Annotated in this window: 17 protein-coding genes and 2 pseudogenes; 9 read left to right on the top strand and 10 right to left on the bottom strand. The window is 59.5% G+C overall.

Going from position 1 to position 18,622, the window contains the following annotated elements; all coding sequences use genetic code 11:
* Together HGP31_RS06395 and HGP31_RS06390 are read right to left on the bottom strand one after the other, a co-directional pair.
* Window positions 1-345 carry a YciI family protein gene (locus HGP31_RS06395; RefSeq protein ID WP_151140662.1) on the bottom strand — a complete coding sequence of 115 codons (345 nt, stop codon included), beginning with the start codon at window positions 343-345 and terminating at the stop codon, window positions 1-3.
* Window positions 346-411: 66 nt separating this feature from the next.
* Window positions 412-837, bottom strand: coding sequence for a YybH family protein (locus HGP31_RS06390; RefSeq protein WP_083348341.1), 426 nt, complete (start codon window positions 835-837; stop codon window positions 412-414).
* A 141-nt stretch (window positions 838-978) separates the two neighbouring features.
* Here HGP31_RS06390 and HGP31_RS06385 point away from each other — a divergent pair, with 141 nt between their 5' ends.
* Complete coding sequence (locus tag HGP31_RS06385) at window positions 979-1,464, top strand: GNAT family N-acetyltransferase (RefSeq protein ID WP_083348340.1); 486 nt, start codon at window positions 979-981, stop codon at window positions 1,462-1,464.
* A 135-nt stretch (window positions 1,465-1,599) separates the two neighbouring features.
* Here HGP31_RS06385 and HGP31_RS06380 read toward each other — a convergent pair whose 3' ends face one another.
* The 3 genes from HGP31_RS06380 to HGP31_RS06370 all read right to left on the bottom strand — a co-directional run bounded on the left by HGP31_RS06380 (window position 1,600) and on the right by HGP31_RS06370 (window position 3,402).
* Window positions 1,600-2,088 carry a GNAT family N-acetyltransferase gene (locus HGP31_RS06380; RefSeq protein WP_020797070.1) on the bottom strand — a complete coding sequence of 163 codons (489 nt, stop codon included), beginning with the start codon at window positions 2,086-2,088 and terminating at the stop codon, window positions 1,600-1,602.
* A 97-nt stretch (window positions 2,089-2,185) separates the two neighbouring features.
* Complete coding sequence (locus HGP31_RS06375) at window positions 2,186-2,671, bottom strand: GyrI-like domain-containing protein (RefSeq protein WP_168757332.1); 486 nt, start codon at window positions 2,669-2,671, stop codon at window positions 2,186-2,188.
* 68 nt (window positions 2,672-2,739) lie between these two features.
* On the bottom strand, window positions 2,740-3,402 hold the full coding sequence (locus tag HGP31_RS06370) for a LysE family translocator (RefSeq protein ID WP_168757331.1): 663 nt from the start codon (window positions 3,400-3,402) through the stop codon (window positions 2,740-2,742).
* Between the two features lie 139 nt (window positions 3,403-3,541).
* On the opposite strand from HGP31_RS06370, the gene alaC reads away from it, so the two are divergent.
* Window positions 3,542-4,759 carry an alanine transaminase gene (gene alaC / locus HGP31_RS06365; protein ID WP_020797073.1) on the top strand — a complete coding sequence of 406 codons (1,218 nt, stop codon included), beginning with the start codon at window positions 3,542-3,544 and terminating at the stop codon, window positions 4,757-4,759.
* Between the two features lie 114 nt (window positions 4,760-4,873).
* On the opposite strand, the gene HGP31_RS06360 is transcribed toward alaC, so the two are convergent.
* Entirely contained in the window at window positions 4,874-6,226 is a 1,353-nt protein-coding gene (locus tag HGP31_RS06360) for a GntP family permease (protein WP_020797074.1), read from the bottom strand.
* An 83-nt stretch (window positions 6,227-6,309) separates the two neighbouring features.
* Window positions 6,310-6,843 carry a gluconokinase gene (locus HGP31_RS06355; protein WP_020797075.1) on the bottom strand — a complete coding sequence of 178 codons (534 nt, stop codon included), beginning with the start codon at window positions 6,841-6,843 and terminating at the stop codon, window positions 6,310-6,312.
* A gap of 214 nt (window positions 6,844-7,057) precedes the next feature.
* Between HGP31_RS06355 and gntR the strand changes: the two genes are divergently transcribed.
* The 4 genes from gntR (at window position 7,058) to HGP31_RS06335 (ending at window position 10,288) form a co-directional block, all read left to right on the top strand.
* Entirely contained in the window at window positions 7,058-8,089 is a 1,032-nt protein-coding gene (gntR, locus tag HGP31_RS06350; RefSeq protein WP_020797076.1) for an HTH-type transcriptional regulator GntR, read from the top strand.
* Window positions 8,090-8,260: 171 nt separating this feature from the next.
* On the top strand, window positions 8,261-8,752 hold the full coding sequence (locus tag HGP31_RS06345; RefSeq protein ID WP_168757330.1) for a hypothetical protein: 492 nt from the start codon (window positions 8,261-8,263) through the stop codon (window positions 8,750-8,752).
* A gap of 165 nt (window positions 8,753-8,917) precedes the next feature.
* Complete coding sequence (locus tag HGP31_RS06340; RefSeq protein WP_020797078.1) at window positions 8,918-9,556, top strand: glutathione S-transferase family protein; 639 nt, start codon at window positions 8,918-8,920, stop codon at window positions 9,554-9,556.
* 171 nt (window positions 9,557-9,727) lie between these two features.
* Complete coding sequence (locus HGP31_RS06335; RefSeq protein ID WP_020797079.1) at window positions 9,728-10,288, top strand: hypothetical protein; 561 nt, start codon at window positions 9,728-9,730, stop codon at window positions 10,286-10,288.
* Between the two features lie 137 nt (window positions 10,289-10,425).
* Here HGP31_RS06335 and HGP31_RS30915 read toward each other — a convergent pair.
* From HGP31_RS30915 to HGP31_RS06325, 3 genes and pseudogenes are all read right to left on the bottom strand, one after another.
* Window positions 10,426-10,842: pseudogene (locus HGP31_RS30915) on the bottom strand (methyl-accepting chemotaxis protein); the annotation flags it as partial.
* Between the two features lie 129 nt (window positions 10,843-10,971).
* A pseudogene (locus HGP31_RS30910) lies at window positions 10,972-11,640 on the bottom strand (PAS domain-containing protein); the annotation flags it as partial.
* 539 nt (window positions 11,641-12,179) lie between these two features.
* Window positions 12,180-13,067 carry a peptidase inhibitor family I36 protein gene (locus HGP31_RS06325; protein ID WP_205896191.1) on the bottom strand — a complete coding sequence of 296 codons (888 nt, stop codon included), beginning with the start codon at window positions 13,065-13,067 and terminating at the stop codon, window positions 12,180-12,182.
* Between HGP31_RS06325 and HGP31_RS06320 the strand changes: the two genes are divergently transcribed.
* The 3 genes from HGP31_RS06320 (at window position 13,066) to HGP31_RS06310 (ending at window position 18,417) form a co-directional block, all read left to right on the top strand.
* On the top strand, window positions 13,066-15,516 hold the full coding sequence (locus HGP31_RS06320; protein WP_083348335.1) for a penicillin acylase family protein: 2,451 nt from the start codon (window positions 13,066-13,068) through the stop codon (window positions 15,514-15,516). The two genes, HGP31_RS06325 and HGP31_RS06320, sit on opposite strands and share 2 nt — an antisense overlap.
* A gap of 187 nt (window positions 15,517-15,703) precedes the next feature.
* Window positions 15,704-16,735, top strand: coding sequence for a ligase-associated DNA damage response exonuclease (locus HGP31_RS06315; protein ID WP_151140655.1), 1,032 nt, complete (start codon window positions 15,704-15,706; stop codon window positions 16,733-16,735).
* Window positions 16,732-18,417, top strand: a complete 1,686-nt coding sequence (locus HGP31_RS06310; protein WP_168757329.1) for an ATP-dependent DNA ligase — start codon at window positions 16,732-16,734, stop codon at window positions 18,415-18,417. Before HGP31_RS06315 ends, HGP31_RS06310 begins: the two co-directional genes overlap by 4 nt.
* The last annotated feature ends 205 nt before the right edge of the window (window positions 18,418-18,622 follow it).

The raw sequence follows: 18,622 nt of genomic DNA, 5'->3' as shown, positions 1-18,622 counted from the left end.
TTAAGGATTCAACTGTCGGACGGGGCGCACTTCGACACTGCCAACCCTCGCCGCCGGGATGTTCCCGGCAATCTGGAGGGCTTCGTTGAGGTCCTTGGCATCGATCAGGTAAAAGCCGGCCAACTGCTCCTTGGTTTCGGCGAACGGGCCGTCGGTGATCGACATCTTGCCGTTGCGCATGCGCACCGTGGTGGCGGTCTGCACCGATTCCAGGGCCTCGGCGGCGATCATCCGGCCGCTGCCCTGGATAGCCTCGGCATAGGCCAGGCACTCCTCGTCCTTGGGGCTCTCGGGCAGCGAATGCAGCAAGTGCTCTTCGCTGTAGACCAGGCATAAATACTTCATCGCACTCTCCTGATTGAACGGATAACTATGGCTGCAGATTGGCAGTTTCGTGCGGTTTCCCGATGATCAGGGCTCCAGATTGAACAAGGTCGTGCCGCTCGTCATGTCGAACGGGGCCGACCAGTGTTCATGGACGATGCGCCATTGCCCGGCTTCGCGCCGATAGCAGGCGGTCACGCGCATCCAGCAGGCCTGGGTTTCACCCTGTTCGTTAGTGCCGCCGCAATGGGCCAGCCAATGGGCGAAGGCGATGTGCTCATCGGCCACGATGTTCATGTGGTCGAAGTCGAATGTGTGCTGGCCCTGGCACATTTCCATGCACTCCAGCCAATGCGCGCGATAGGCGGCCTTGCCGCGAAATTGCAGGGCCTTGACGGCGTCGTAGGAGACGATGTCGTCGGCGTACAGGGCCATGATTTTCTCGACGTCCTTCGAGATGACCGCTTCACGGTAGGTGGCGATCAGGGTCTGGATTTCGTGGGTATCGCTCATGGTGGTTCTCCGTGGTTTTTAGAGTGAAGACACCCTTAGTCGACTGGCGATCCGCCTGATCGACAGTCGAAATAAAAAAAATCCATGAACGCAAACTCGCTAGAATCCAAGACTCATTCCTGTTGGAAAAAGGACACTCCAGTGACAGCCCGACTCGTGCCTTACGAAAGCCTGAATGCGCTGCAGCGCCAGCAAGTCGAGGCCATCGAAGTGCATCCGGAACAAACCAGGTTTTCAGGCGACATTCACGGTGCGTTGCACACCCTGTTGTCCAAGCCCGGCCCCGGCGTCAAGGGATTTGCCCTGCTGGCCGATGCGGTGCCCGTGGCCTTCCTGCTGCTCAAACGCCCACCGGTATTGCCCGCCTGGGCCAACGAACACAGCGCCACACTGCACGCCTTGCAAGTCGATCAGCGCGTTCAAGGCAAAGGTTACGGCAAGGCTTGCCTGCAAGCGCTACCCGAGGTGGCACGCATGGCGTGGCCGGAAATCAGGGGGCTGGAATTGTCGGTGGACGCGGACAATGAGTCTGCGATTGCGTTGTATGCCAAGTATGGATTTGTCGACAGTGGCGAGGCATACAAGGGGCGGATCGGCTATGAGCGGCGGATGGGCCTGGTGTTCTGACTGGCACACACGCCCCCCTGTAGGAGCGAGCATGCTCGCGATGGAGGTCAACGATGACGCGGGAAACCTGACGCCCCGCGGTGCCCTCTGGTTTTTCGCGAGCAGGCTCGCTCCTACAAGGATTCTGCGTCGGGTTTAGAGATTCAGCACCATCTCATGCCACGCCATGCCGCCATGGTCGGACGCCGATGGCTTGATGTAGGCAAAACCAAAGCCCGCATACAAAGGAATATGTCGTTCCTTGCACATCAGGTTGATGCTGACCTTGCCCATCGCACGCATACGTTCGATGAACTCGCCCATCAAGCGCTTCGCCAGGCCCTGCCCCTGGTAATCCGGGTGCACAACCACCGACATGATCACCACGTGTGGGCCCGCCGGGTCGTGGCCGATCAGTTCCTTGAACGCTTCGTCGGACATTTCCACCTGGAACGCCGCTCCGGAATTGATGAAACCGGCTACAACGCCGTCCACTTCGGCGACGATGAAACCCTCGGGCCAGGTGGCGATGCGGGTGGCGATTTTCTCTCGGGTGGCGGCTTCGTCACCTTCGTAGGCAACGGTTTCGATGGCGAAGCAACGGTCCAGATCAGCGGGCGTGACGTGGCGGATGACGGTGTTCATGGCAGCTCGGAATCGGCGGGGAAAGACCGGGAATGATAATTCAGCCTCGGCGCGACATCGAGAGACGAATCGGCTGATCCGCCTCCCGATGCACTGGTCACGCCTTGAGCGGCAGCCAGAGTTCCAGCTTCCCGGTCTTCAGCCTGGGGTTGAAGTCTTCGCTATAGCGCTCGAACTCCGGGGCATTCAACAGTTCGTGCCCGGACTGCGGCAACCACGTGCCATGGATGTACTGGAAAGTTTGCGCCAAGGACGCCAGCGCCCCCTTGTGTTCGAACACCAGATACTGCTGAGGCTGGACCTCGACCCAGCGGTAGGTGTCCGGTAAATCGTCGAGCTTGCTGATCTCGACGCCAGCGATGTAATCAAAGCCGCCCTTGCCATCGAAATTGCAGCAGACGCCGTAGGTCACTTCGCCCTTTTGCCCTGGAACATTGCCAATATGAGGAATGAATTTTTCCCAGAGTTCGGGAATGTCTTTTACGGTTTGCTGGGTGAAGTGTCCGCCAAGCCCTGCGATCAGCAGGAAGTGTCCATGTTCGAAGCGGGGTTCCGTCACTTCGACGTTTGTTTGTTCTTCCATGACTCGACTCCTGGAAGGTAAAAAGTGGGTTCGGCTGGGAGTATAGAAGCCAAACCCGATTCGCCCACTTACAGGGCGTGCAACTGCTCGACGGCACCTGCGCCAACAAATTCGTTGTAACCCGATAGAATCACGTACACCGCGAAATAGCAGAAGATCGCCGCCGATGCCAGGTAGGAATAACGCAGCAGCTTGTCGCCGAGCATCTTGCCGCCGTGGCTCGCTGCGAAACATAGGCCGGCGGACCACAGCAAGCCAGCGCAGAGAAACCCGCCAAGAAAGAGCGCGGAGCTGAGCGTACCGCCGCCACCGGAACGGGCGATCAACGTGCCACCCACCGCGGCGAACCAGAGAATCGCGCTCGGCGACGACATGGCGAGAAAAATCCCACGGAAAAACTCTTTGCGATGGGAGTTATGTCCCACCTCGGCGGTTTCGGCCAGCAGCGCCTCATGGTGGATCGCCGAGTAAATCATCTTCGCCGCGAAGTACACCAGCAGCGCCGAACCGCCGATCCACAGCACCCAGCGCACGGTTTCGTATTGCAGCAAAACCGTCATGCCGGCCAGTGCCAGCACGGCGTAGATCAGGTCACCGACGCAGGTGCCCAAGCCCAGGGCGAAGCCTTGGAAATAGCCGCGCTGCATCGCCAACGTGATCATGGCGATATTGGCCACGCCGATGTCAAGGCACAGCGACAGGCTCAACAAAAAGCCACTGGTAAATTCCATCAGACCCTTTCCTTCGGAAAAATTTGTTTACGTTGAGGCTGGACAGCCTGCCATAGCTGATCGTACATTCCGCCACAGGCCACCGCAGTGGCCAGCGTCGCTCGGACGGTTCCGGGCGCTTACGTTATCCGAGGCAACAATGGCCGAACAAGGTTCGCCGCGCCGCTTTGCGCGCATCGATCGACTCCCCCCTTACGTTTTCAACATCACTGCCGAGCTGAAGATGGCCGCCCGTCGTCGTGGCGAAGACATCATCGACTTGAGCATGGGCAACCCCGATGGCGCAACCCCGCCACACATCGTCGAAAAACTGGTCACTGTCGCCCAGCGCGCAGACACCCATGGCTACTCCACGTCCAAGGGTATTCCGCGCCTGCGCCGAGCCATTTCCAATTGGTACAAGGAGCGCTACGAGGTCGACATCGACCCGGAAAGCGAGGCCATTGTCACCATCGGTTCCAAGGAAGGCCTGGCACACTTGATGTTGGCCACCCTCGACCAGGGCGACACCGTGCTGGTACCCAACCCGAGCTACCCGATCCACATCTACGGTGCCGTTATTGCCGGCGCCCAGGTGCGTTCAGTGCCGCTGGTGCCGGGCGTGGATTTCTTCGCTGAACTGGAACGAGCCATTCGCGGTTCGATCCCGAAACCGAAGATGATGATCCTTGGTTTCCCGTCCAACCCCACCGCCCAGTGCGTGGAGCTGGATTTTTTCGAACGGGTGATCGCTCTCGCCAAGCAGTACGACGTGCTGGTGGTGCATGACCTGGCCTACGCCGACATCGTCTACGACGGCTGGAAAGCCCCGTCGATCATGCAGGTGCCCGGCGCAAAGGATATCGCCGTCGAATTCTTCACTCTGTCCAAGAGCTACAACATGGCGGGCTGGCGTATCGGTTTCATGGTCGGCAACCCGGAACTGGTCAACGCCCTGGCGCGGATCAAGAGCTACCACGACTACGGCACCTTCACCCCGCTGCAAGTGGCGGCCATTGCGGCGCTTGAAGGCGATCAGCAATGTGTGCGCGATATCGCCGAACAGTATCGGCAGCGCCGTAACGTGCTGGTCAAAGGCTTGCATGAATTGGGCTGGATGGTGGAAAACCCGAAAGCGTCGATGTACGTCTGGGCCAAGATTCCCGACGCGTACGCGCACCTGGGCTCGCTGGAGTTCGCCAAGAAACTGCTGGCCGAGGCCAAGGTCTGCGTCTCGCCGGGTGTGGGCTTTGGTGAGTATGGTGACGATCACGTGCGCTTCGCGCTGATCGAAAACCAGGACCGGATTCGTCAGGCCGTACGCGGGATTCGCGGGATGTTCCGGGCGGATGGGCTAGGCACCAAAACCAACGCCTGACACAAAACCCTGTGGGAGCGAGCAAGCCCGCTCCCACACTGGATCTCGTTCTTCCTGAGATCATCACCCACAAAAAAACCGCATCGCTGCGGTTTTTTTTGTCTGGCGAAACGCTTAGACGAACAACGACAACAACAGGATAAAGCCCAACCCCACCACCGACAGGATGGTTTCCATCGCTGTCCAGGTCTTGAACGTCTCTGCCACTGTCATGTTGAAGTACTGCTTCACCAACCAGAAACCGGCGTCGTTCACGTGAGACAGGATCAAGGAACCGGCACCGGTGGCCAGGACCAGCAGCTCACGGTTCACACCCGGAATCATCCCCACCACCGGCACCACGATGCCCGCGCCAGTAATGGTTGCAACGGTCGCCGAACCGGTGGCAATACGAATCACCGCCGCCACCAGCCACGCCAGCAGGATCGGCGAAATCTGCGCGGCCACCGCCATGTGGCCGATCACGTCACCCACGCCGCTGGTCACCAGCATCTGCTTGAAGCCACCACCGGCACCGATGATCAGGATGATCGCGGCAGTCGGTGCGAGGCTCGCGTCCAGCCATTTGAGCATCTGTTGCGAACCGATGCCCTGCTTGTAGCCGAAGGTGTACAGCGACAGAAGCAACGCCAACAGCAGCGCGGAGATCGGGTGACCGATCAGGTCCATGAAAGTGCGGAAGAAGTTGCCGTCCGGCAGCACCACATCGGCAAAGGTTTTCAGCAGCATCAGGAACACTGGCGACAACACGGTGACCAGGGTGATGCCGAAGCTCGGCAGATCGCCTGCATCCGACTCACGCGCCAGTTGGTCCACCAGTTCCTGATTCGGATGACCGGGAATGTGCTTGGCGATGAACGTACCGAAGATCGGGCCGGCAATGATCGCCGTCGGCAGCGCAACGATCAGGCCGTACAGAATGGTTTTACCGATGTCGGCACCGAACACACCGATGGCCAGCAACGGACCCGGGTGCGGCGGCACCAGGCCATGCACCGCGGACAGACCAGCCAGCAGCGGGATACCGATCTTGATGATCGACACGCCAGTGCGGCGGGCAACGATGAACACCAGCGGGATCAACAGTACGAAGCCGATTTCGAAGAACAGCGGGATGCCCACCAGGAAGGCAGCGAACATCATTGCCCACTGCACCTTGTCCTTGCCGAAGGCGCGGATCAGGGTCTGGGCGATCTGGTCCGCCCCGCCCGACTCGGCCATCATTTTTCCGAGCATGGTCCCCAGCGCCAGGATGATCCCGACGAAACCGAGCACGCCACCGAAGCCGTCCTGGAACGCCTTGATGATGGTGCCGATCGGCATGCCTGAGGTCAGCCCGAGGAAAGCGGCGGCGATGATCAGGGCAATGAAAGGGTGGAACTTGAACTTGGTGATCAGGACGATAAGCCCGATAACCGTGACCACTGCGTCAAGCAGCAGAAACGTCTCGTGGGACATGCCAAACATTAGGGGTGTCTCCTGGTTGTTGTTGTTATTAAAGCGGGTAATTCGAAAGCCATAAGGACAGCGCTATCTCTACAAGCAAAAAATTAACTGGCGCGCTTCAAGCCATGCTCGAGCCACCAGAGGTGTGCCTGGACAGCCAGTTCGTCAACGCTGTGGATCGAGGCATTGAGCGCCAATGTCAGTGGCTCGCCCTTGGGAGACTCGAGGGTGGCGAACTGACTTTCGATCAAGGTTGCCGGCATGAAATGGCCTGGCCGATGGGAGACGCGTTCGGCGGCGACTTCCGGGGTCAGCTCCAGGAACACAAAACCCAGGCCTGGCAAGGCACTGCGCAGGCGTTCGCGGTAGATGTGCTTGAGCGCCGAGCAGGTCAACACCGGGCGCTGACCCAGCGCATCGATGCGGCGCAACTCATCGCACAGGCTGTCGAGCCAGCCGGCACGGTCTTCATCGTTCAGGGGAATTCCCGCGCTCATCTTTTCGATATTGGCGGCAGGATGGAAAGAGTCGCCTTCAATGGCAGTGGCGCCGCTCAGTTGGCACAGGGCTTCGCTGACGCACGTCTTGCCGCAACCGGCAACGCCCATGATGACCAGGGCGGTGATGGGATGATTCATGTAACACCTCAGCGCGCAGACAGCGCTACCTTTGCAAGCTATGACACTGGATCAAAAGTAGAAGTTGCCGACGCCTTCTTGTCATTTTTGTGGGTTGCAGCATGTTTGTCCCAATGCCAAAAAGCGAGGATCAGGCGAACCCCCACTTACGCATTTGCAGCTGCATCGAGACAGCGCTACCTTAGTGCCTTGAATTTTGTTTGGCAAGCCGTCGATGACTTCAACTAAAAACGATAAAAATACCCGCACCACTGGCCGCCCAACCCTGAACGAAGTGGCACGCCTGGCCGGTGTCAGTCCGATTACCGCTTCGCGCGCCTTGCGCGGGGTCAGTACGGTGGCCACCGAACTGGTGGAAAAAGTCCAGAAAGCCGCGCTGGAACTCAACTACGTGGTCAACCCCGCGGCCCGTGCCTTGGCTTCGGCGCAGAGCCATTCGGTGGTGGTATTGGTGCCGTCCTTGTCCAACCTGCTGTTCATCGACACCCTGGAAGCCATTCATCAGGTGTTGCGCCCCAAGGGCTTCGAGGTGCTGATCGGCAACTTCCATTACTCGCGCGACGAAGAAGAAAACCTGCTGCGCAACTATATGGCCTATCAACCCCGAGGCTTGCTGCTGACCGGCTTCGACCGCACCGAAAGTTCGCGACGGATGATCGAAGCCAGCAACATCCCGTGCGTGTACATGATGGAGCTCGACAGTGCTGCCGGGCTCAATTGCGTCGGCTTCTCGCAACTGGCTGCCGGCGAAACGGCGGCCGAGCATTTACTCTCGCGTGGGCGCAAGCGCCTGGCCTACATCGGTGCGCAGCTGGACCAACGCACTCTGTTGCGCGGTGAAGGTTTTCGCAAAGCCCTGAAAAAGGCCGGCCTGTATGACCCCGACCTGGAAGTGCTGACCCCGCGCGCCTCGTCCGTCGGCTTGGGCGGCGAGCTGTTTCTGCAACTGCTGGCCAGTCACCCGGACGTCGATGCGATTTTCTTCGGCAACGACGACCTGGCCCAGGGCGCCCTGCTTGAGGCCATGCGCTGCGGGATCAAGATTCCCGAACAGGTGGCGATTCTTGGCTTCAACGATTTGCCGATGTCGGAACACATGGTCCCGCGCCTGAGCAGCATCAACACACCGCGCGAAGCCATCGGCCGTCGTGCGGCGGAGCAGATGCTCACATTGATGGCCGGTAACACCGTGGCCAAACCGGTGCAGGACATGGGGTTTGAGTTGAAGGTGCGCGAGAGTACGTGAGACCGGTGCTTCCCCGCTGTGAAACGATAGCGCCGCGAAACCGGATGCCTCCTGGTGACCACGCCTACGAGGCAGTCCGGCCCCGCAGCGGTATTTCGAAACACATTTTGTCCTGCGCTTCACGGATGGCGGATACAGAATCCGCAAATTCCGTTCCCGGCTGACATTCCTATGCGCAAGACGATCTTCATGACCTCCCTGCTGATGCTCTCGCTCGGACAGGTATCTGAGGCGCAAGTGTCGCAGCCGAGTGATTGGACTCACCTCCTGACAGATCCACACTTCATTCCAGCGATAAAAAACTGTCTGGCCGCTCACCCGAAGGGCGAGGGCCCTGCCGTCGTAATGGATGTCTGGCATTCGAGCATGGAAGATGCAGGCGTCATGACCACTGACCTCACAGGACGTAGAAATGAATGCTACGCCAGCAAGGACACAGGCTTGGTAAGCCGGTCCAAGACCGTGTTCGATCTGCCTGGTCCGCTGTTCGTTTCAGTGGATCAAGCCAAGGTTGCGCCCCAAGGCGAGTGCATCGTATCCACCCCGGTGTTCATCGACCAACAGCTTCAGGGCTGGGTCCTGCGCCAACCCATCCTCAACCAACAGATTCCCAGCGCCTGCTCTTGGCCTATCTGGACCGGTCTATTCCAAGGCGAGAAATAAGGAGCGAAATTCACCCGATCCAACACGCCGTACCGTCAAGCGGTGCGACGCCCATGCCTTGGGATTTCAACTAGTCTTGAATGTGTTTCTCATCCCGCTGAGTGCTCGCTGTGGCTGAAAAACTGTTAATTTCCTGAAGCGCACATACGCTAACGGAGTAGCACAATGGAACACACACTGAAGATTCTGGGAAAAGCCTCGTCGATCAACGTCAGGAAGGTCCTGTGGACCTGTGAGGAGTTGGGCCTTTCCTACGAACGCGAGGATTGGGGCAGCGGTTTCGCCTCGACCCACAGCCCTGAGTTTCTCCGGTACAACCCCAACGCACAGGTACCGGTGATCATCGATGAGGCCGGTGTGCTGTGGGAGTCCAACACCATATGCCGCTACCTCTGCGCCAGGCACCAGCATCACCACACGGAGCTGCTACCCGGCGAACCGGCCGCCCGCGCCCGGGTGGAACAGTGGATGGATTGGCAAGCCACCGATCTCAACTCGTCGTGGAGTTATGCGTTCATGGCGCTGGTGCGCAAGGATCCGGAATACCAGGATGCTCATCGCATCGACATCAGTGTGCGCGGCTGGAACCAGAAAATGGCCATCCTCGAACATCAGCTCGCAACCACCAAGGCGTATGTCGCCGGGGCAAAATTCACCGTGGCCGACATTGTCATCGGCCTCTCGGTCAACCGTTGGCTGATGACGCCCATCGAGCGTCCCGACTATTCGGCCGTCGACGAGTATTTCAAACGCCTGGCGCAACACCCGGGTTTTCTCAAACACTGCTGTAACGGCTTGCCTTGAGCCACTTCCGATAGCGGTCGACCGCTGCCGCCCGGCGGCAAGGCCTGACCGCAAACCCACCTTGCCTACCGGGTTAAATAATTCTAACAATCTGATTTAATTGATATTTTATCTACGGGCATACTATTTGCTGAAGCACTGTACCGCCAATACCTACAAGGTCTGCTTATCATGTTGGTCAGTGCAAAATCAAACCTGGTAACCCCCCTTCCCAAGCGCCCCGGTGAGGATCCGACAGCTGAAGCCGCCGCCGGCCTGCAAAGCGTCATGACGCAGGCCTTGCAGAACAACCTGCAGGCGCAAACCACGCAAACCAGCACCCAGGTCGAGGAATCCGCCACGCAACTGTCCACGCAACAGGTGAATGAAGCCACTCGCATCAGCGATAACGTCGACGAAGCGTTCGCCAAGACCCGCGTTGGCCTGCAGGCAACCTCCGCGCCGCTGCCCGACGACGTCAAGGACAGGATCGGCGATGGTTCAGCGACAGCCGAATTCAAGGACTACATGAGCAAGACCCCGGAACAGCGCATGCGCGATGCGATCCTGCAAGAGATGGGCTTGACCCAGGAGGAGATCGATCAGATGCCACCGGAGAAACAACAAGCCATCGGCGAAGAAATAGCCCAGCGCGTGCGGGAGAAGGCGCAGATGGCTGCAGCCGAGAAAGACCAGCGCAGGGGTGAACACACCAGTATCGAGGGTGTGGACAAGCTCATCGCCTCGCTGTAACGACGCGGTGATGGTTGTTGTAGGAGCGAGCATGCTCGCGATGAACCCGAGAACGACGCGGGGCGCCAGGATCCCCGCGTCATCGTTGACGACCATCGCGAGCAGAGCTCGCTCCTACAGGGAAATCAAGGGGGTGATCAGTTCAACTGCAAGGTCGAGTTGAACTGGCTGATCGCGTCCACCACATGTCGCGATCCCTGCTGGATTTCCAGGATCACCTCCCCCGCCTCGTTCGCCAGCTCCACGCCCAGCCCGGTTCGACTCAGGCTCGACTGCATGCTCGACACCGCACTCAATGACAGGTCGTGGTTCTTGCGCACCACATCGACAATTTCCAGGGTGGCCTGGCTGGTGCGTGCGGCAAGGCTGCGCACTTCATCGGCCACCACGGCAAACCCTCGCCCATGCTCGCCGGCACGGGCCGCTTCGATGGCGGCGTTGAGCGCCAGCAAGTTGGTCTGATCGGCAATCCCGCGGATGGTCTGGACGATGGTGCCGATGATGTCGGACTGTTGGCTCACCGCATCGATGCTCAGCGCCGCCTGGTTCAAGTCCCTGGAGATGTCCTGGATGATCTGCACCGTTTGCTGCACCACCTCGGAGCCCTTGCGCGCGCAGGCGTCGTTTTGCACCGAGGTACTGTGGGCCGAATCCGCGGCGGTTTGCAGGGTCGTCATTTGTTGGGTGATGTCGCTGGCGAACTTGACCACTTTGTACAGGCGGCCCTTGGCGTCGAATAACGGATTATAGGAAGCTTCCAGATATATCGTCTGGCCCTGCTTGTTCTTGCGCTCGAAACGATGCGAGTGATATTCGCCTCGGTTCAGCGAGGCCCAGAAATTCCTGTAGCCCTGGGATTCCGCTTCGGCACGATGACAGAACATGCTGTGATGCTGACCGACGATTTCATGGAGCGAGTACTGGGTGGTTTTCAGGAAGTTTTCGTTTGCGCTGATCACTCGGCCTTCCGGGGTGAATTCGATCACTGCCATGGAGCGACCAATGGCGGCGAGCCGGCTTTCGTTTTCGTGTTCCTTGATGACCCTGGCAGAAATATCGGTGGCCACCTTGATCACGCTGCGCACCTGCCGATCAGGACCCAATACCGGCATGTAGCTGGCTTCGAGCCAGATCTCCTTGCCGCTTTTGTCCAAGCGCAGAAAGGTTCCGCTGATCGGTTCGCCCCGAGCCAGATCGCGCCACAATTTGGCGTACTCCTCGCTGCGGTAAAACGCCTCTTCACAGAACATCCGGTGATGTTTGCCGCGCACTTCGTCGGCGCTGTAACCCATGACCTTGCAAAAATTCTCGTTGGCATCGAGGACAATGCCATCGGGACTGAATTCAATCATCGCCATCGACCGGCTGACGGCAGCCAGCTTGGCGTTGGCCTCAGTCAGCGCGCAGCTGAAACGTTCGATTTCCAGCAGGTCAGCCTTGTGATGCAGGTTAAACATGGTCGTACCACCTATGCGCGTTTATGAAAGTTGCTGGTCTTTCAAATCCACCACTACGTTCAATAGAACAGGTACACGCATCCCTCCAAAAAGGAGGAATGAACAGGTGATAGGTGATGTTCGATCGAAGGAAGTCCTTATCGCGACACTCCCATCAAGACATCCTTCTCTTGATAGCCCGGCGTCGGGCCAGCCCTAACGTGCTCATAAGCGAACTCCATTTCCAGACAGCTTCCTGCAAGTGTGTCGGTGCCTTGAATTGCGCACTCTGGCAGCTTGGCTCGATGATCCAATGCCGGCGATAACGGTCGGCATGGTTAGTTAGACGTCAGCATAGACATCGGTCTTCGGCTTGCAAGGCCACTAGTCGGCCAGTATCGAGGACAAAATCGGTTCAGCGCGCCCAAGGGCTGCTCCGGTGGGAAGCTCGACCTCTAATGGGCAAATAACATGAACATGGGCGCAAACGCGATGCTCATGATCCTATTGTTCTCGGTCAGTCGGCTCTGGGCATTGATCTCCGTCCAGGTACCGACGACGCGGGCATCTTCGGGAACGCTGAACGGACAACAGCCCTTGCCCAGGATCACCTCCCGGATATTGCTCATCACCATGTTGCCCTTCGCGCCCGGCCCATCCACTCCGAAGATCTTTACTGTGCCGGTCTTGTTGTTGTGCTGCCAGGAGAAGACCTGGGCGCTCATGTCATAGTCGGACAGATTGACGGGCCCGTTTTTCGCCGTACTGAGCAATGACAGTTTCCTGCCGGCAAAATCCGACGCGGTCCAGAAACAGACGTAACCGTAATCACAGTTGCGATCGGACTGACCTGCGTCGCCGGGTACCGGGAACGTCACCACAGCGGCACCATTGTCATATACCACTTGAGTGGTACTGATTTGCTTGCCTCCCGATTTTCGACTGAGCTGGCGCTCGATTTGTCGTTGCACCATGACTTTTTGCTCAGTCGTCATGCCGGGCTCGAACAACGCATAGGGGCTGCGCTCGACTGTCGCCTGTTTCGCCGAAAAAAACAGTGCGCCAACTCCGAGGCAGAGTGCCACGAACGCAACCAGCCATTTGCTGTTCATGTAGAGACTCCATTTGCCAGGAACGCTGAACACAGTCAGCGTGAGCAGGAAAACAGCGTCTTCCCGGCACAATGGAATGTCTACTGTCAGAAATAACAGGCTCGACCGATGGCACCGCCCGGCCGATTGTTGAAATAACCCCGCATCCCGCTTGCGCGCCCCCCTCCTGCTCACTAACGTAGCGCCTTTATTGCGCGCCGCCGCCTTTACCCCCCGCAGGAGCTTTGCCATGGCCTCGCCAGCCCTTTCACATTTTCTACCCCGGTTCGGCGTTGCCGCAGCAGTGGCGGGTGTCTTGAGCCTGACCGGTTGTCAGAGCTTCAATGCCCAGGACACCCTCCCGCCCACCTCCGGCGTACAGCCGCTCAAAGGCCTGGCGCAGAACGTTTCGGTTCGGCGCAATGCGATGGGCATGCCGTTGATCGAAAGCAGCACTTTCCACGACGCACTGTTCTCCCTCGGCTATGTGCACGCCAGTGACCGCATCACCCAGATGGTCACCCTGCGTTTGCTCGCCCAGGGTCGATTGGCCGAGATGCAGGGAGCGGACCTGTTGGACGCCGACCGCTATATGCGCGCGGTCAACCTGAAGAAGAGCGCTGGCGAGCTGTACAAGGCCTCCTCACCGCGACTCAAGCGCTTCTTCGAAGTCTATGCCCGCGGGGTCAACGCCTATCTGTTCCGCTACCGCGACAAGCTGCCTGCCGACCTCGCCGCCACCGGGTACAAGCCCGAGTACTGGAAGCCGGAAGACTCGGCGCTGATTTTCTGCCTGCTCAACTTCAGTCAGTCAGCCAACCTGCCCGAGGAAATTGCCTCGCTGGTGCTGGCCCAGAGCGTCACTACCGACAAACTGCCGTGGCTGACCCCTTCGGCCCCGGATGAAAAACTGCCACTGGCCGAAAGTGAAAAGCTGCAAGGCATCAAGCTCAGCGGGCAGGTACCGGGGCTGGCCGAGATCAGCAAGGCCACCGGCCAGCTGTCCGAGCTTAATCTACTGGGCGCCACCTCATCGAACAACTGGGCCATTGCCCCGCAGCGCAGCCGCAGCGGTAAAAGCCTGTTGGCCAGCGACAGCCACGGGCCGATGGGGGTACCGGCGCTGTTTAGCTACGTGCAGATCCGCACATCGAAGTACCAGGCTTCCGGTGTGACCCTCGCCGGGTTGCCGATGATCCTGGGTGGTTTCAATGGCAAAGTGGCCTGGAGCATGACCAGCGTCATGGGCGACAACCAGGACCTGTTCCTGGAAAAAATCAAACGCCAGGGTAATGGGCTGTCCTACGAAACCGCTGGCAAGTGGCAGCCGGCGATCGTGCGCAATGAAACCTACTTCGTCAAAGGCCAGCGGCCGATTCGCGAAGCGATATTCGAAACCCGCCACGGTCCCCTGCTCAACAGTGCCCAGGGCCTGGCGCAGGGCAGCGGTTTCGGCCTGGCCTTGCAAACGCCGAACTTTACCGACGACAAGAGCCTGGACGCCTTCTTTGACCTGTCCCGGGCGCAGAATGTCGAGAAAGCCTCGGACGCCAGCCGCGAGATTCGCGCCATTACCTTGAACCTGATGTTCGCCGATGCCAGCCACATTGGCTGGCAAGTCACCGGCCGCTATCCAAACCGCCGCGAAGGCGAAGGCCTGTTGCCCTCGCCTGGTTGGGAGGGACGTTACGATTGGGACGGTTACGCCGACCCGATGCTGCACCCCTACGATCAGGACCCGGCCCAAGGCTGGCTCGGCACCGCCAACCAGCGGGTCATTCCCCATGGCTATGGCATGCAGCTATCCAACTCCTGGTCGGCACCGGAACGTGGCGAGCGCCTGGCCGAACTGGCCGGCGTGGGCAAGCACGACACCCGTAGCCTGATCGCCATGCAGTACGACCAGACCACCACCTTCGCCGCCAAACTGAAGAAAATGTTCGAAGCACCGGGGATGTCACAGCCGCTCAAGCAGGCCATCGAGGCCTTGCCCGTGGCGGATCGCGGCAAGGCACGCGAGGCCCTGACCCGCTTGATGGCATTTGACGGCAAACTCAGCCCGACCTCCGCCGATGCGGCCATCTACCAGCTGTTCCTGCAGGAAAGCACCCGGCAGATTTTCCTCGATGAATTGGGGCCACAAGGCAGCCCGGCGTGGCAAGCTTTCATCGCCAATGGCAGCTTGTCTTACGCGGCGCAGGCCGATCACTTGCTGGGGCGCGAAGACAGTCCATTCTGGGATGATGTGCACACCGCGCAGAAAGAAGACAAACCGGCGATCCTCGCCCGCAGCCTGGCAGCGGCGATCACCGCTGGCGACAGTCAGTTGGGTGGCGATCATAAAGCCTGGCAGTGGGGCAAACTTCACCGCTATGAGTGGAAGAACGCCAGCGGCCAGACCGTGCGAGGTCCGCAGCCAGCCGGCGGCGACCACACCACCCTCAACACGGCCGCCTATTCCGTGGGCCAAGACTTCAACACCACACGGGTGCCGGCCATGCGCCTGATCGTCGACTTCGGCCAACCCGAACCGCTGATGGGCCAGATCGCCACCGGCCAGTCCGGCAACCCGGCCAGCCCGAACTACCTCAACGGTATCGAGCCATGGCTGAAGGGGCAGTATCAGAGCTTGCCAATGCAGCCGGAGAATTTCGACCGGGTGTATGGAACCAAGCGCCTGACCCTGACACCTGGAAAATAACCACATTCCCTGTAGGAGCTGCCGCAGGCTGCGATCTTTTGATCTTGATCTTTGAAAAAACAAGGTCAAAGATCGCAGCCTGCGGCAGCTCCTACAGGGGGTAGGTTGTTTACCCGGGAATTCCCGATAGAACTTCTTCGCCCGCGCCAGCCTCCTAGCTAACAAGCCCCTGCACTTGGACAGCAACGTGGACCTTGTCATCGCGCGCCCTGAAGGCTTGTACTGCCCCGCCGGCGATTTCTACATCGATCCGTGGCGGCCGGTCGAGCGTTCGGTCATCACCCACGCCCATGGCGACCACGCCCGCACCGGCAACCAGCACTACCTGGCGGCAGCACCCGGTGAAGGGATACTGCGGGCACGACTGGGCCAGGACATCGACCTGCAAACCCTGGCGTATGGCGAGCGGTTGCTGCATCACGGCGTTACCCTGAGTTTCCACCCCGCCGGCCACGTCCTCGGCTCGGCCCAGGTGCGCCTGGAATATGGCGGGGAAGTCTGGGTGGCGTCAGGTGACTACAAGATCGAACCCGACGGCACCTGCGCACCGTTCGAACCGGTGCGCTGTCACACCTTCATCACCGAGTCGACATTCGGCCTGCCGATCTATCGCTGGCAGCCCCAGGCGCAGGTCTTTGCCGAGATCAATCAATGGTGGCAGGCCAATGCCGAGCTAGATAAAGCCAGCGTGCTGTTCTGTTATTCCTTCGGCAAGGCCCAGCGCATTCTCCATGGCATCGATGCCAGCCTCGGGCCGATCCTGACGCATGGCGCGGTGGAGCCGCTGAACCGTGTCTATCGCGAGGCCGGCATAGACCTGCCGCCAACGCTCTACGCTGGCGATTTCCAAAAAAACGATCCGATTCTGCGCAAAGCGCTGGTCATCGCTCCGCCTTCGGCCGGTGGCAGCACCTGGATGCGCCGTTTCGGCGACTACAGCGACGGTTTCGCCAGCGGCTGGATGCGCTTGCGCGGAACGCGTCGGCGACGTGGGGTGGATCGCGGTTTCGTGTTGTCCGATCACGCAGACTGGCCGGGATTGCTGTGGGCCATCGAACAGACTGGCGCTGAGCGGGTAATGGTCACGCACGGTTCCGTCGCGGTATTGGTGCGCCACCTGCGTGAACAAGGCCTCGATGCCCAGGGCTTTCGCACCGAGTACGGTGACGATGAGGAGGCATCGACCGCCGAAGCCGAGAGCGTCGAGGCACTGCCATGAAGGCTTTCGCCCAGCTGTACGCCGAACTCGACGCCACGACATCGAGCAACGCCAAGCTGGCGGCGATGCAAGAGTATTTTGCTCAGGCCGCGCCGGAAGATGCCGCGTGGGCGGTGTACTTTCTGTCCGGAGGACGCCCCAGGCAATTAGTGCCGGTGCGCGTCCTGCGGGAGTTGGCAGTCGCGTATTCCGGGCTTTCGGCGTGGCTGTTCGAAGAAAGCTACCAGGCGGTGGGCGACCTGGCGGAAACGATTTCCCTGGTGTTGCCCGAATCGCCTTATCGCTCCAGCGACGGATTGGCGGTATGGATCGAAGAAAAACTGCTGCCATTGCGCGGCGAATCCCCGCAGGTGCTCGCCGAACGCCTGCCCGCTCTCTGGTCGCAACTGGACCGCCCCAGCCTTATGCTGTGCATCAAGTTGATCACCGGCAGCTTTCGCGTCGGTGTCTCGAAGTTGCTGGTGACCCGAGCGCTGGCCTCCATGACTGGCCTGGACAGCAAGCGCGTGGCCCAACGAATGGTCGGCTACACCGATTTGTCCAACCGCCCCACTGCCGCCAGCTACTTGAAGTTGATCGCCGCGCAATCTCCCGACGAACATGCGCAACGCGGCGGTCAGCCGTATCCGTTTTTCCTCGCCCATGCCCTGGCACAACCGGTCGAACAATTCGAAGCGCTGTTCGGCACCGCCAGCCAGTGGCAGGTCGAATGGAAGTGGGATGGCATCCGCGCCCAGATCGTCAAACGCGAAGGACGCCTATGGATCTGGTCGCGCGGTGAAGAATTGGTCACCGATCGCTTTCCTGAATTTGACAGTATGATCCACTGCTTGCCCGACGGCACCGTGATCGACGGCGAGATCGTCGCCTGGAAAGCCGCTCACACAGGGACCGAAGATGCCTTCGATCCGCCTCCGGATTCCCCTGCCGTACAACCTTTCGCCCTGTTGCAGCAGCGGATCGGCAGGAAAAACCTCACCCGCAAGATTCTCAATGACGTGCCGGTGGTCATCCTCGCGTACGACTTGCTGGAATGGCAAGGCGAGGATTGGCGCAATCAGCCGCAAAACCGGAGGCGCAGTCAACTGGAGAAGGTAATCACCCAGGCCAACAATCCTCTGCTGCTCGCCTCGCCCTTATTGACCGGCGAAGACTGGTTCGACCTCGCCCGCCAGCGGGAAGCATCGCGCCGGCTCGGGGTCGAAGGCATGATGCTCAAGGCTCGGGACGCGCTCTACGGCGTCGGTCGCACCAAGGACATGGGGGTCTGGTGGAAATGGAAAGTCGACCCGTTCAGTGTCGACGCGGTGCTGATTTATGCACAGCGCGGCCATGGCCGCCGCGCCAGTCTCTACAGCGATTACACGTTCGCCGTCTGGGACGCGCCACCCGACGCCAGCGAACGCGCGCTGGTGCCGTTTGCCAAGGCCTATTCAGGGTTGACCGATGAACAAATGCGCCAGGTCGACAACATCGTGCGCAGAACCACGGTAGAAAAATTCGGCCCGGTGATCAGCGTCAAGCCGAGCCTGGTGTTTGAACTGGGTTTCGAAGGCATCGCCTTGTCCAAACGGCACAAAAGCGGGATTGCGGTGCGGTTTCCGCGGATGCTGCGCTGGCGGCAGGACAAATCGGTCGAAGAGGCTGATCACCTGGGTACATTACAGGATCTGCTCGGCTGAACCGCTGTATGCGAGCGCTGTGCAGAACCACAAAAGTGCAGGCTTTTCACGACGCCCATTTTCGTGCACTAATCCCCTCCTGCAATTTCCCGAATACCTTTTAAACGCTTGTTCGGTACTCTGGTTCGGAAATTGCTACTTTCATTAGGGCTTACGCTTACCAGTAACAATAATTCTGCGCCACAAGCGCTCATATTGGTTCTTA

Source organism: Pseudomonas umsongensis, from assembly GCF_012647205.1.
In the GTDB taxonomy this organism is placed as follows: Bacteria; Pseudomonadota; Gammaproteobacteria; order Pseudomonadales; family Pseudomonadaceae; genus Aquipseudomonas; species Aquipseudomonas umsongensis.
Note: the sequence above shows the minus strand (reverse complement) of the source record. Positions and strands in the feature narration are given on the sequence as shown.

Bases quoted from the DNA above. Each gene is read 5' to 3' on its own strand.
- HGP31_RS06395 (WP_151140662.1), bottom strand. From the start codon at position 345: ATGAAGTATTTATGCCTGGTCTACAGCGAAGAGCACTTGCTGCATTCG.
- HGP31_RS06390 (WP_083348341.1), bottom strand. From the start codon at position 837: ATGAGCGATACCCACGAAATCCAGACCCTGATCGCCACCTACCGTGAA.
- HGP31_RS06380 (WP_020797070.1), bottom strand. From the start codon at position 2,088: ATGAACACCGTCATCCGCCACGTCACGCCCGCTGATCTGGACCGTTGC.
- HGP31_RS06375 (WP_168757332.1), bottom strand. From the start codon at position 2,671: ATGGAAGAACAAACAAACGTCGAAGTGACGGAACCCCGCTTCGAACAT.
- HGP31_RS06370 (WP_168757331.1), bottom strand. From the start codon at position 3,402: ATGGAATTTACCAGTGGCTTTTTGTTGAGCCTGTCGCTGTGCCTTGAC.
- alaC (WP_020797073.1), top strand. From the start codon at position 3,542: ATGGCCGAACAAGGTTCGCCGCGCCGCTTTGCGCGCATCGATCGACTC.
- HGP31_RS06360 (WP_020797074.1), bottom strand. From the start codon at position 6,226: ATGTTTGGCATGTCCCACGAGACGTTTCTGCTGCTTGACGCAGTGGTC.
- HGP31_RS06355 (WP_020797075.1), bottom strand. From the start codon at position 6,843: ATGAATCATCCCATCACCGCCCTGGTCATCATGGGCGTTGCCGGTTGC.
- gntR (WP_020797076.1), top strand. From the start codon at position 7,058: ATGACTTCAACTAAAAACGATAAAAATACCCGCACCACTGGCCGCCCA.
- HGP31_RS06345 (WP_168757330.1), top strand. From the start codon at position 8,261: ATGCGCAAGACGATCTTCATGACCTCCCTGCTGATGCTCTCGCTCGGA.
- HGP31_RS06340 (WP_020797078.1), top strand. From the start codon at position 8,918: ATGGAACACACACTGAAGATTCTGGGAAAAGCCTCGTCGATCAACGTC.
- HGP31_RS06335 (WP_020797079.1), top strand. From the start codon at position 9,728: ATGTTGGTCAGTGCAAAATCAAACCTGGTAACCCCCCTTCCCAAGCGC.
- HGP31_RS06320 (WP_083348335.1), top strand. From the start codon at position 13,066: ATGGCCTCGCCAGCCCTTTCACATTTTCTACCCCGGTTCGGCGTTGCC.
- HGP31_RS06325 (WP_205896191.1), bottom strand. From the start codon at position 13,067: ATGGCAAAGCTCCTGCGGGGGGTAAAGGCGGCGGCGCGCAATAAAGGC.
- HGP31_RS06310 (WP_168757329.1), top strand. From the start codon at position 16,732: ATGAAGGCTTTCGCCCAGCTGTACGCCGAACTCGACGCCACGACATCG.